At 65.9% G+C, this 11812-nt stretch carries 9 protein-coding genes; 1 reads left to right on the top strand and 8 read right to left on the bottom strand.

What is annotated here, in order from left to right; translation table 11 throughout:
• Positions 1-244 precede the first annotated feature (244 nt).
• Positions 245-1381 (top strand): diguanylate cyclase, encoded by a 1137-nt coding sequence (locus FFS68_RS15110; protein WP_137754022.1) that lies wholly within the window; start codon positions 245-247, stop codon positions 1379-1381.
• A gap of 78 nt (positions 1382-1459) precedes the next feature.
• Here FFS68_RS15110 and FFS68_RS15105 read toward each other — a convergent pair whose 3' ends face one another.
• From FFS68_RS15105 to FFS68_RS15070, 8 genes are all read right to left on the bottom strand, one after another.
• Positions 1460-2755, bottom strand: coding sequence for a sugar MFS transporter (locus FFS68_RS15105; RefSeq protein WP_171003907.1), 1296 nt, complete (start codon positions 2753-2755; stop codon positions 1460-1462).
• 48 nt (positions 2756-2803) lie between these two features.
• The gene (locus tag FFS68_RS15100; protein WP_349290387.1) at positions 2804-5287 is read right to left on the bottom strand and encodes a glycoside hydrolase family 3 N-terminal domain-containing protein; all 2484 of its coding nucleotides are present in this window, start codon (positions 5285-5287) and stop codon (positions 2804-2806) included.
• 84 nt (positions 5288-5371) lie between these two features.
• Positions 5372-6568 (bottom strand): MFS transporter, encoded by a 1197-nt coding sequence (locus FFS68_RS15095; protein WP_137754020.1) that lies wholly within the window; start codon positions 6566-6568, stop codon positions 5372-5374.
• A complete protein-coding gene (locus tag FFS68_RS15090) occupies positions 6561-7622 on the bottom strand; it encodes a LacI family DNA-binding transcriptional regulator (protein ID WP_137754019.1) in 1062 nt (353 codons plus the stop codon). The genes FFS68_RS15095 and FFS68_RS15090 overlap by 8 nt, the downstream gene beginning before the upstream one ends.
• Positions 7622-8569 (bottom strand): glycoside hydrolase family 16 protein, encoded by a 948-nt coding sequence (locus FFS68_RS15085; RefSeq protein ID WP_137754018.1) that lies wholly within the window; start codon positions 8567-8569, stop codon positions 7622-7624. Before FFS68_RS15085 ends, FFS68_RS15090 begins: the two co-directional genes overlap by 1 nt.
• Positions 8569-10071: a tryptophan halogenase family protein gene (locus FFS68_RS15080; protein WP_137754017.1), complete on the bottom strand. Its 1503-nt coding sequence runs from the start codon at positions 10069-10071 to the stop codon at positions 8569-8571. Before FFS68_RS15080 ends, FFS68_RS15085 begins: the two co-directional genes overlap by 1 nt.
• On the bottom strand, positions 10068-11099 hold the full coding sequence (locus FFS68_RS15075; protein WP_137754016.1) for a cupin-like domain-containing protein: 1032 nt from the start codon (positions 11097-11099) through the stop codon (positions 10068-10070). The genes FFS68_RS15080 and FFS68_RS15075 overlap by 4 nt, the downstream gene beginning before the upstream one ends.
• On the bottom strand, positions 11092-11811 hold the full coding sequence (locus FFS68_RS15070) for a SapC family protein (RefSeq protein WP_171003906.1): 720 nt from the start codon (positions 11809-11811) through the stop codon (positions 11092-11094). Before FFS68_RS15070 ends, FFS68_RS15075 begins: the two co-directional genes overlap by 8 nt.
• Position 11812 lies beyond the last annotated feature (1 nt).

Raw genomic sequence — 11812 nt, 5'->3', positions numbered from 1 at the left:
CGCTTGCGGTGGTCGCGGGCGCGGTGTGGCTGTTCCGCAATCGCTTGCAGGGCGAGCGGCACGAGGCAAGCGCCGGTCTGGCGGGCGGTGCGCGGGGCGGGCTGGAACCGCTGCCGATAGTCATTTGGCTAACCAGCTGATTTGGCATTGGTTTGGGCGTGCTAGCACAATGGCGACGCTTTTTGTCGCGCCATTCTGGCAGAATCTGGCTTAAATCCGTGGCACGCGGCCCGTTAATTATCGCATGACCACCAAAGCGACACCATCGAACGAGCCGGTAGGACGGCTTCTGGATTGGCTGGGGCTACGCCGGGCACATGGCGCGCTCCCGACAGGACGCCACGCGCCGCCCGACGGCGGCGGCACCCGCGACCTTGCCCAACTCGCCCGGCACCAGCTGATCGGCACGATCATGACGTTTCTGGTCGACAATGATCTGGATGTATCGCCGGGCAATCTGCTGCTGGCCCATGCCGCCTTTTCGGGAATGAACCCGCTGCTGGCGCGGCAGATCACCACGCGGTCGCAATCGGCCGTCGGGATCAGCCAGCAATGGCTCAATGAACTCGCCGAACAGGATAATGTCCAGCCCGACCGCGCCGACCTCGACCGCCTGATGACGCGGCTCGAAACCAATCTCGAATCCTTTCACGTCCACGCCAAGGAAGCGCGTAGCGTCACCAGCGATTATGGGACCGAACTCGAACAGCATGTCGACGATCTGGAACAGCTCCAGAAAACCGGGCGGATCGTCTCCAGCCTGGCGGACCTCGCCAAGGTGATGCTGGAACGCACGCGCAAGGCCGAAGACGATATGCGCAAGAGCGAGGACGAGGCAAAGGCGCTGCGCCGCAGCCTTGAGCGCGCCAAACGCGATGCCGAGCTCGACTTTCTGACCGGCCTGCCGAACCGCCGCGCCTTTGAAATTCTGCTCGAACGGCATTTCAAGGAAGCGCGCGCCGCGTGCGAACCGCTGAGCGTCGCCTTTTGCGACATCGATGAATTCAAAAAGGTCAACGACCTGCACGGCCACGATGCCGGCGACCGGGTGATCAAGGCGATCGCCGACACGTTGGCGCGGATTTCAAACGACCATTGCCATGTGGCGCGCCATGGCGGCGAGGAATTTGTCATGCTGTTCCGCGGCCTGACCCCGACGCAGGCCGCAGAAAAGCTCGATGACGCGCGCGAACAGCTCGCCGAACGCCGGCTGATCAATCGCAAGACCGACGAGCCGTTCGGTCAGATCACCTTCTCCGGCGGGGTCGCCGACGTCTTTGGCTATGGCGAACCGCGCGGCGCGCTGAAGGCGGCCGACGAGGCGCTGTACAAGGCAAAAGCGGGTGGGCGAAATCGCATCGAAATCGCCGAACCCAGCTGAATTCCAGCTTCCCGCGAGGGGGCAGGACGCCGCGGGTCAGCGCGCACCAGAGCGCGCTGCCCCACGGCGATTGCCGTATCAGACAGCGGGGCGCCGGGCGTAGATGCCGAAACCCGCGATGACCGCATAGCAGAGCGCGGGCAGCAGCAATGCGGTGGCAAGGCTGCCCGTTAGGTCGGCGATCGCGCCGGTTGCGAGCGGCACAACCGCGCCGCCAAAGATCGCGACGTTGATGATCCCCGACCCGTCGGCGGCACGGCTGCCGAGCTTTTCGGACGCCAGGCTGAAGATCGTCGGGAACATGATCGAGTTCATCAACCCGATCGCGAGCAGGCCATAGCCCGACAGCGTCCCGGTGGTGTTGGTCGAAATCAGGATGAGCGCAATCGCACCCGCCGCGACAAACGCCAGCAGCTTGCCGGGGCTGACCACCCGCATCAGCGCCGAACCGATGAAGCGCCCGATCATGGCGCCACCCCAATACAGCCCGATCAACTTGCCCGCGGCCTGTTCCGGCAGCGCCATGACCCCCGGCTGCATCAGATAATTGACGACCAGCGAACCGATCGACACCTCGGCACCGACATAAAGGAAGATACAGAGCGCACCATAGCCGAAGCGCGGGCGCTTGAGCAGATCGACGCCCGCCAGACCGGCGCTTGCCTCGTGCCGCTCGCCCTGCAAGCGATTGCGGAACAGCCACACCGCGCCCGCGACCACCGCAAGCGCCGCCGCGATACCGAGGTAGCCGTTGACGATCGCCTGGGTTTCGGCGGTGCGATAGGCATCGAGCTCGGCCCCCGTCAACTGATCGGCGCTCATCGTCGCCAGGCTGCCGAGGATCAGGATCGAGCCGACGATCGGGAACACGGTGGTGCCGAGCGAATTGAACGCCTGTGCAAAGGTCAACCGGCTGTGCGCGGTTTCGGGCTTGCCGAGCAGCGAGATCAGCGGATTGGCGACGACCTGGACGATCACCACGCCACTCGCCAGCACGAACAGGGCAAACAGGAACAGCGCATAGGTCGCGTTCTGCGACGCCGGAATAAACAGCAAGCAGCCGACCATCATCGTCAACAGCCCGGCGACCGCGCCGCGCATATACCCGATCTTCTTGACCAGCTTGGCACCCGGAATCCCGATCACCAGATAGGCGGTGAAGAAGCAGAATTGCACCAGCATCGCCTGGGTATAATTCAGCGTGAACAGCTCTTTGAGCTTTGGAATGATGACGTCGTTGAGGCTGGTGATGCCGCCGAAAATGAAAAACAGCCCCATCACGAACAGGCGCAGTTCGGGCGCATCGACATGCGTCCCCTCGCCGTCGCTCGCGACCGGATCGCCGCTCGTCGTGATCTCTGGCATCAAAGCCATGTTTTCTCTCCCAGATTTGTTCTTGGGTTTACCCTTGGTGGGGTGTCGTCATTTAACCGCCGGGGGGCAAGGCAGATTCGTCCCCAGGGCTTCGACATTCGTATTCAGCAGCGTGGCGGCGAAGCCTTTGTCGGCCTGCACCGACAGCGCGTAATCGACGCGTTGCAGATTGGCGCCGGCGTCGGCAAAGCAGCGCAGCGGCACTTTGATCGTCGAAACCTGCCCCTTTGGTGCCGCTTTCGCCCAATCCGATATGTCGAACGCCTTGCCCCCCAGCGCGACCTGCACCGGCCCCGCGCCGACCGCGTCGATCCGCCATTCGATGCGCAGGGCGAAGCTGTTGTTCAGCTGGCGCGACAGGTCGGCATAGGGGCCCGACAGGTGCAGCGCCGCGGGGCCGGTCCACACAAAGGCTTTGCCATCTTCCTGCGCGCGCACATCGACCGATCGCGCCGCGATCAGCCCGCCGGGGCTTGCCGCGGGCGGCGATTCGACCGGGCGCGAGCCGCCCGCATCGGTGACCGTCAGCGCCCAAGGCGCGCGCGCGCGGCCGCCCGAGAAGAAATTCTCGACGTTCAGCGCCTGCGTAATATCGACGCCGAGGTCCTCCGACAGCTTCGCCACCACCCGTGTGTCGCCGTATTTCAGGCCATAGCCGACCGGAAACAGCGGCTTTTCGACCGGCGAGCGTGCGTCGGCGGGCCAGGCGAAGGGCAGCGTGCCGGTAAAGGCGCGCGCCGTTTTTCCATCCTTGCCCGCGACCAGCACATCGGCCACTCCGGCGCCCTGCGACCCGGGCAGCCAGCCCGCGACGAAGGCATCGGCGGCGTTGATTTCGGAGCTGGTGAACATCGGCCGCCCCGACAGGAACAGCGCGACGACCGGAACCCCCGCGGCCTTCAGCTTTTTCAGCGTCGCAAGGTCGGTCGCCCCGGTCGGTTGGTAATCGAGCGTCGGCACGTCACCCTGAAATTCGGCGTAGGGATCTTCGCCGAACACAACGATCGCGACATCGGGCTTTCCCTTGAACGTGCCATCGGCCGCCAGCGTCGCGACCCCGCCCGCATCGCGCACCGATTTGTCCAGCGCCTCCCAGATCGTCTGGCCGTTCGGAAAGTCCGAGCGGACGACGTCGGTCCCCTGCCAGCTGATCGTCCAGCCGCCTGACTGGATCGCCATATTGTCGGCCGCCGGACCGGCGACCAGCACCCGCGCGCCGGGTTTGATCGGCAGGATACCGCCATTGTTCTTGAGCAAAACTAGTGACTTGGCGACCGCTTCGCGCGCGATGGCGAGATGCTCTGGCGCGCCGACCGCGGCGAAATTGCCGCGGCTGACATGGCCTTCGGCGAACAGGCCGAGCTTATATTTCACCCGCAGGATGCGGCGCACCGCATCGTCGAGGCGTGCGGCCGAAAGCGTGCCGTCCTTCGCATGTTTCAGCGTGCTGTCGAACAGCCCCTTCCAGCTGTCGGGCGCCATGAACATGTCGAGCCCGGCGTTGATCGACTGGGCGCAATCGGTGACGCTGCACCCGGCGACCTGACCATGGCCGTTCCAGTCGCCGACGACAAAACCCTCGAACCCCATTTTCTGCTTGAGCGCGTCGGTCAGAAGCCCCTGATTGCCGTGGTGCTTGACGCCGTTCCAGCTGGAAAAGCTGGCCATCACGGTGAGCGCCCCCGCGTCGATTGCGGCGGGATAGCCCATCGCGTGTTTCGCGATCAGCTCTTTCTCGTCGATCCGCGCGTCGCCCTGATCCTTGCCCTCGAACGTCCCGCCGTCGGCGAGGAAATGCTTGGCCGTCGCGGCGACCTTGCTGGCGCCAATCGAACGCCCGCTGGCCAGCTCGCCCTGCAAGCCCAGCACCATTGCCCTGGCGTAATCGGCGACGAGCGCCGGATCGGCGGCATAGCCTTCATAACTGCGGCCCCAGCGCAGATCCTGCGGCACCGCCAAGGTCGGCGCAAAGGTCCATTCGATGCCGCTGCCGGCGATTTCGGCGGCGGTCACCGCGCCGATCCGCTGGATCAGCTCGGGATCGCGCGCGGCGCCGAGGCCGATATTGTGCGGAAACAGGGTCGCGCCGGGGATATTATTATGGCCGTGGACGGCATCGACGCCAAAGATGATCGGGATCGCGACGCCATTGGCCTGCGGGCGCAGCGACACGGCGCGAAAATCGCCGACCAGCCTGGCCCAATCGGCGGCGGTCGAGCGTTCATTGCCGTTCGGGCCGCTGTTGCCGCCCGCCAGGATCGAGCCGAGCGGCCAGGTTTCGAGATCTTTTGGCGTGATCGTGCTGATATCGGCCTGAATCAGCTGGCCGACCTTTTGTTCGACCGTCATGCGCGCGATCAGCGCGTCGATCTGCGCCTCGGTCGCGGGGTCGGAAATCGTCGCCGGGCTTTTGGCCGCGGGCCATAGTTCGGGATGAACCGTTGCGGCATCGCCGCCCGGAGTTTGCGCGGCGGCTGCGGTCCCTGCCATCAGCAGCGCGGTCGCCATCACGATTGCCTGTCGGTGCATCATCTCTCCCATCGTTCTATGTGAACGTTATCAATATTCGTCTCGCATAGTGGATGCGCGAAAGCAAGTGCTCTGTTTCGGGGTGGCTTAGCGGGTGCGCGGCATCGTCGCGAGCAGCAGCACGGCAACGCCGGTGAGCCCGGCGAGCAGCAGGAACAGCGCGTCGAAACCGAACCCCGGCACCAGCGAAATCGTCAGCCAGGGCATGATCAGCGACGGCACGGTGTTGGTCAGGTTAAAGATACCCAGATCGCGGCCGCGGCGGTCGGACCGCGGCAATATGCGCAGCGTCTGGCTGGCATGGAGCGACAGGAACACCGTCGTCGCGATACCGAAGAGCAGATAACTGGCCTTGGCCGCGTCGGGGATCGCCGCCAGCGCCATGCCGACCATGCCCAGCCCCGACACGGCGGCGCTGACCACCAGCGGGCGAAAGGGTCGGTCATGGCGGTCGGCCCAGCGGCCGCTGAGCAGCGCGATCGGCACCGCCAGCGTCAGCGCGATGCTGAACAGCCCTGCCTTTTCGCTGTCGTGCATATCGGGGTCGATCGAGCGGAACCAGAAATAGAGATAGGCGAACAACGCCGCCTCGGCGATCTGGACCAGCAAGCGCGCCAGCCACATCCGCACCGCCGGGCCGGTCGGGCGCGGCGCGGATTCGCCGGCCGCGCGCTGCGGCGGCGGGGCGGTGAGGTCGGCAAAGGCGCGTGGCCGACCGAGCAGCAGCACCGGCAGCACCGCCACCGCCACCAGCGCCGCGATCACCAGCAGCCGCGCCTCGATGGGCACCAGCCCCGGCCATGTCACCAGCGCCCCCGACCAGGCGCCCAACGCGGGCGAGAAGGCGAGCAAGCCGCCGAGCAGCCCCTTTTGTGCGTCGGGGACGCTGTCGCCCGCCCACGCCGCGAGCGGGCCGAGCATCATGTTGAGCGCCAGTTGCCACGCGACGATGATGGCGACCAGCCTCCAGATATCCTGCGCCAAAGGCACCGCGAGCAACAGCGCGACGGTCAGCGCCAGCCCGGTCAGCACCCAGCCGCGCCGGTTGCCGGTCCGGTCGCTGAGCCAGCCGAAGCCTATGCCGCCCAAGCTGGCGGCGATCGCCCCGAAAAACGTGACATAACCCAACATCTGTACATCGGCGGCGCCCGCCAGCTGGGTCATCCGGCCGGGCAGCCAGATCGTCAGGAACGGCACATAGGCGATCGCGCCGCCGGCGGCAGCGAGCGCATAAAGCAACAGAAAGGGAAGCGACTGGCGGCGAGGCCCGCCGGGTTCAGCCATGGGCGGCAGGCGGCGCGGCGGTCGATCCGCGTTCTACCAGCCCGCCCTGCACCCGGGTCGGGTCGGTCGGGCGCGGCGCACCGCGCTGGGCGGCAATGATCAGTTCGACCGCGCGCGAGGCGGTTTCGGCGACCGGCTGATCGACCGCGGTCAGCGGCGGCTGGGTGAAACGGACGATCGGGGTGTTGTCGAAACTGACGATCGACAATTGTCCGGGCACGTCGACGCCGCGTTCGCGCGCGACTTCAAGCGTCGCGAGCGCCATCTGGTCGCTGCTGGCGATGATCGCGGTCGGCGGATCGCCACTCGCGAGCAGGTGGCGCGCCGCGGCAGCGCCCGAAGCATAGCTGAAATCCCCCTCAGCGAGCAGGCCGTCGGTGGCCAGGCCCGCCGCCGCCATCTCGCCCTCCCAGCCATCGACGCGCCAGCGGCTGAGGCTATATTCGGGCGAACCCGGGATGAAGCCGATGCGCCGGTGACCCAGGTCGATCAGGTGGCGCGTCGCGCGCCGCGCCGATCCTTCGTCATCCATCGTCAGCGCGATTCCCATGTCGCCACCGCGCGACCCGATGCGCGCGAACGGAATCTTCTGCTGGTCGAGCAGCCCGACGATCAGCGGATTGTCCGAATGGGGTGGGGTCAGGATGACGCCGTCGGGTTGCAGCGCGGCGATCGCGGCGCGCAATTCGCGCTCGACATGATCATTGTGCGTGTCGACGAGCTCGAAGATCATGCGATAGCCATATTCGGCGCATTTCAGCATCCCGCCGAGCAGCATCTGGTCGACCCAGTCGACCCCCTGCCGCCCGCGCCAGTCGGCGATCGTGCGTTCGCGGTCATTGATCGCGAGGATCAGATACGAGCGCGACCCGCTCATCCGCTGCGCCGCGATCGAGGGGACATAGCCGAGCTTGTCGATCGACGCCTGCACCCGTTCTTTCATTTCGGGGCGGACGTTGGGTTCATTGTTGATGACACGGCTGACCGTTTGCAGCGACACCCCCGCGTCGGCCGCAACATGCTTGATCGTGACCGACTGCCGCCGACGCCCCATTATTCCGCTGTGCCCCCGCTGGTCCCGCAACGCGCCCTGCTAGCTTCATCCTCGCCGCATTGCCAGACGCGCACCCAATCTATTTCCATCGCTTTGGGATAGCCGCGCGTGTCGACCCCCTTGATCCCGCGATCCTCGGCCAGCCCGCCGCCGACCGCCAGGTTCACGATCAGGTGAAAGGGACGGTCGAACGGCGCCGCCGGATCGGCCGATCCGCTGGTGTGCCAGTCGCCCGCGACCTGTGTCGCATAGACTTTGCCGTCGACGGTCCAGCTGATCCGCCCCTTGTCCCAGAAAATGCCAAAGACATGAAAATCGTCGAGCTTGCCGGGAAGCGCGATCTCATTGCTCTTGTGCGCATTCTTCGGCCAGACGCCGCCGAAGTGCAGCGTGCCGAGGATGCGGTTCTCAACCCCGCCAACACAGCTGTCGCAGCGCACTCCCAGGTTCACCGCCTCCAATATGTCGATCTCGCCCGACGCCGCCCAGGTGCCATAGGGATGCCCCTCGGGCAGCATCCAGATCGCGGGCCACGTCCCCTGCCCCTGCGGCAGCCTCGCGCGCACTTCGATGCGGCCATAGGTCCACGCCGCCTTGCCGCGCGTCACCAGCCGCGCCGAGGTGAAGTCGCGCGCCTGACGCGCATTCGCCTTGCCCGCCTCGCCGCGCTGGCCGATCGGAAAGGCGGGACCGGTCGCCTTTTCCTTGCGCGCGGTGATGACCAGCTTGCCATCCTTGACCGCCGCATTCTTTCGGCTGTCGGTATAACATTGCCGTTCGTTGTTGCCGCCGCCCCAGCAATCGACATCGAAATCCCATTTGCCGCGGTCGATCGCGGTGCCGTCGAACTCGTCGGACCAGACGAGTCGCCAGCCATCCGCCGCGGGTTCGCTCGCCGCACCGGGCGCCGCCATCGCGGCCAGCGCCAGCAGAAACGTGGCGCGCATCACGCCGCCTGCGGCACGACTGCGCCGCAATAGCGTGCGACATAATCCCCGTGCGCGGGCAGCTTGGCGACGGTCTGCTGCACCTCGGCGCGGATCGTTTCGAGCAGCCGCTCAAGCTCGTCATCGCGCAGTTTTTCGGCGATCGGATGATGGCTTTGCGGTGCAATCCCCTGCCCCATCATGACCTGTACCCAGCTGTTTTCGGCGAACAATTCCTCATTGCGTCGGAACACCCGACCGGTTTCGCGGAACAGCTCGATCTTTTGTTCGAGCGTGTCGGGGATCGGCATGGCGGCGCACTGGCGCCAAAAAGCGCTGTCGCGGCGGTCGGTGGCCTTGTAATGCAGGACCAGAAAGTCGCGGATCTGCTCCATATCCTGCATCTGCTGATCGTTATATTCGGCGATGTCGCGCGCGCTGACCCGGCCGTGCGGCAGCAGGCGGATAAAGCGAAGCACCGAACGCTGGATCAAATGGATGCTGGTCGATTCGAGCGGCTCCATGAACCCGCCCGACAGCCCGACCGCGATACAGTTGCGATGCCATTGCTGGCGCCGCGCCCCCGCCGCGAAGCGCAGGAAATTGGGTTCGGTCAGTACCTCGCCCTCGACATTGCCGAGCAGCCGGTCGAGCGCGGCATCGCGGTCAAGATAGCGGCTGCAATAGACGATGCCGTTGCCGGTGCGGTGCTGGAGCGGGATGCGCCATTGCCAGCCGGCATCATGCGCCATCGCGCGCGTGTACGGCACCGGCGGGCGGACATTGGGGGTCTGGAGCGCGATCGCGGCGTCGCACGGCAACCAATGGGTCCAGTCGTCAAAACCCGCGTGCAGCGCGCCCTCGATGAGCAAAGCGCGAAAGCCGGTGCAGTCGAGGAACAGGTCGCCTTCGATCCGCCGCTCGCCGTCCAGTACCAGCGCCGCGATATCGCCGCTTTCGCTGTTCAGCTCGACGCGCGCGATCTTGCCCTCGACCCGCTTGGTGCCGTCACCTTCGGCCATCTGGCGCAGGAAGCGCGCGTAGAGTCCTGAATCGAGCTGATAGGCGTAATTCATCCGGTCGCCGGGCAGATGCGCGAACTTGCCCTCCAGCGCCGCGACCAATTCCATGCAATAATCGTCATAGGGCTGGTCATGCCCCTTGGTGCGGCCATAGAGCCAGAAATGCTGGAAGCCCGCCGACCAATGATCCTTGCCGGTCAGCCCAAAGCTGTGAAAATAGCGCGAGCCGACGTCTTTCCAGTCGTCGAACAAAATGCCGAGTTTGAAGGTTGCTTGCGTCGCGCGCATGAAATCGGCTTCGTTGATGCCGAGCAGCCGGTTAAAATTGACCAAGGGCGGGATCGTCGATTCGCCGACCCCGATCGTCCCGATCACCTCGGACTCGACCAGCGTCAGGTCGACCGTGCGGCCAAGGGTGCGCGCGATCGCCGCGGCGGCCATCCATCCCGCGGTGCCGCCGCCCGCTATGACGATACGCTGGATCGGCTTGTCCTGGTTCATCGGTTCAGCGCTCTCAACAAAAAGGCGCGCAGCCGCCCCGCACTCTCGGAAGTGAGCGGGGCCAGCACGCTGCGCGCGGCGGGCGGAATATGGTCGGTCACCCGGCCGTCGTTGGCGAAAACATAATGATCGAACATCTCGCGCCAGATCGCCTTGTCCTCGGGGGCAAGGTCGCGGATCGCGAGGATCGCGTGGTTCAGCGCCTCCTGCGGCTGGCCCAGCCACGCGGGGGTGTCGCGCCACCAATAATTGACCAGGATGTTGAACGGCGCCAGCCCCTCGACATGGTGCCACCACATCGACGGGATGAAGATCGCGTCGCCGGGGTCGAGCTCGACCGTTTGCGCCTCGGCCATCGCGGCGACGAAGCCGGGGTGCGCCGCCAGATCGGGGGCGTCGAAATCGACCATGCTGACCGCCCGCCCCGCGGGGGTGTTGTCGATCGGCCCCAGATACAGATTGCGAAACTGGCTGGGCGGGAACAGCGTGAAGCGGCGGCGCCCGGCGGCGCAGCAGGCCAGATTGTCGGGAAAATCATTGTGCGCCGCGATCCGGGTGCGGGTACCGATCCAGACGCTGTGCAACGGATCGCGGTCGCCAAGATCGATGGGGTTGGCTTCGTCCAGACCGTCGAAATGTGCCGGGATGTCGATCGAGCCGAGATAGACGGTGCGCGGATCGTCCTGCGCCTCGCTGGCCTCGATGCCCGCGAAAATATCGCCGAGCTTGCCGGTGCCGGTGCGAAAATTCATCGCCATGTCGGCATCGTAGAACAGCCGCCCGTCGTGCCCCGGGGGGCCGATCGACACGGTGAACGGGCGGTCGCGCGCATGATCGAGCAGATAACGCCGCGCGTCGGCCGCCGATCGCTGACCCGCCTGCACCAGCGGCCAGTCGGCGACGAATCCTCGCAAGACAAACGGTTCGCGCGCGCCATTCAGCAGGGCGTCGAGCCCGGCGTTTTTGTCCCAGTCACGCTCGGGCACCCGCGTCAGGCGGTCGTAGATGGCGCCGTCCTGCTCAGCCACCACCGAGCCTGCGGTTCTTGCGTTCGACCAGCACCGACAATTGCGACAGCGACGCCATTGCCATGAACATCGGCATCAGATGCCCGGCGGCGTGCAGCGCGGCAAGCGCATCGCCGCCCAGCGCGCGCACCCGGGCCTCGTCGATGATATGAAAACCGACGAGCGAATGTTTCGCGCCATCGTCGAGCGTCACTTCGAGGCTGAAGGGTTCGAGCAGGTCATAAGCCCGCAGCGCCGCGTAAAAGGCGGTGCTGTCCCGATACCCCTCATCAAGGTCGCCGAGCCGTTCGGCCATCGCCTCCAGAAACGGCGTCGCCATGCCATCGCTGTCGAACAGCCGCACCCCGTCACCCGCCGCGGCGATGCGCGGGTGGTCGAGGTCTATATGCACCTGCCCCGGCCCGTCGCCGTTCGCGGGCCGACCGATCAGGAACGGCTGGACGGCCAGCGACAGCGGGCGGTAGCGCGCGTCCCAGCGCCCGCCGGCGAGGAACAGATTCTCGCCGGTCTCGAACCCGAACAGCGCCATCGCGGTGAAATCGTCGCGCCCGGTTTCGCGGCGGAACAGGATCGGAAAATGCGCCTGCACCCGGCGAAATTCGCTCGGCACCGTCAGCACCGCCATCGCGTCATCGCCCAGCGCAGCGCCCGCTTCGGCACGGACGCGCAGGTCGCGGTGGAGGTCTTTGTCGAGGACGGCGTGGCGGGGCATC

Origin of the sequence: Sphingopyxis sp. L1A2A, assembly GCF_005502465.1 — a bacterium.
In the GTDB taxonomy this organism is placed as follows: Bacteria; Pseudomonadota; Alphaproteobacteria; order Sphingomonadales; family Sphingomonadaceae; genus Sphingopyxis.
This window is presented reverse-complemented; position numbering and strand designations above follow the sequence as displayed.

What these genes read in the sequence shown, in the direction of transcription:
- FFS68_RS15110 (WP_137754022.1), top strand. Translation starts at nt 245, where the DNA reads ATGACCACCAAAGCGACACCATCGAACGAGCCGGTAGGACGGCTTCTG.
- FFS68_RS15105 (WP_171003907.1), bottom strand. Translation starts at nt 2,755, where the DNA reads ATGGCTTTGATGCCAGAGATCACGACGAGCGGCGATCCGGTCGCGAGC.
- FFS68_RS15100 (WP_349290387.1), bottom strand. Translation starts at nt 5,287, where the DNA reads ATGATGCACCGACAGGCAATCGTGATGGCGACCGCGCTGCTGATGGCA.
- FFS68_RS15095 (WP_137754020.1), bottom strand. Translation starts at nt 6,568, where the DNA reads ATGGCTGAACCCGGCGGGCCTCGCCGCCAGTCGCTTCCCTTTCTGTTG.
- FFS68_RS15090 (WP_137754019.1), bottom strand. Translation starts at nt 7,622, where the DNA reads ATGGGGCGTCGGCGGCAGTCGGTCACGATCAAGCATGTTGCGGCCGAC.
- FFS68_RS15085 (WP_137754018.1), bottom strand. Translation starts at nt 8,569, where the DNA reads ATGCGCGCCACGTTTCTGCTGGCGCTGGCCGCGATGGCGGCGCCCGGT.
- FFS68_RS15080 (WP_137754017.1), bottom strand. Translation starts at nt 10,071, where the DNA reads ATGAACCAGGACAAGCCGATCCAGCGTATCGTCATAGCGGGCGGCGGC.
- FFS68_RS15070 (WP_171003906.1), bottom strand. Translation starts at nt 11,811, where the DNA reads ATGCCCCGCCACGCCGTCCTCGACAAAGACCTCCACCGCGACCTGCGC.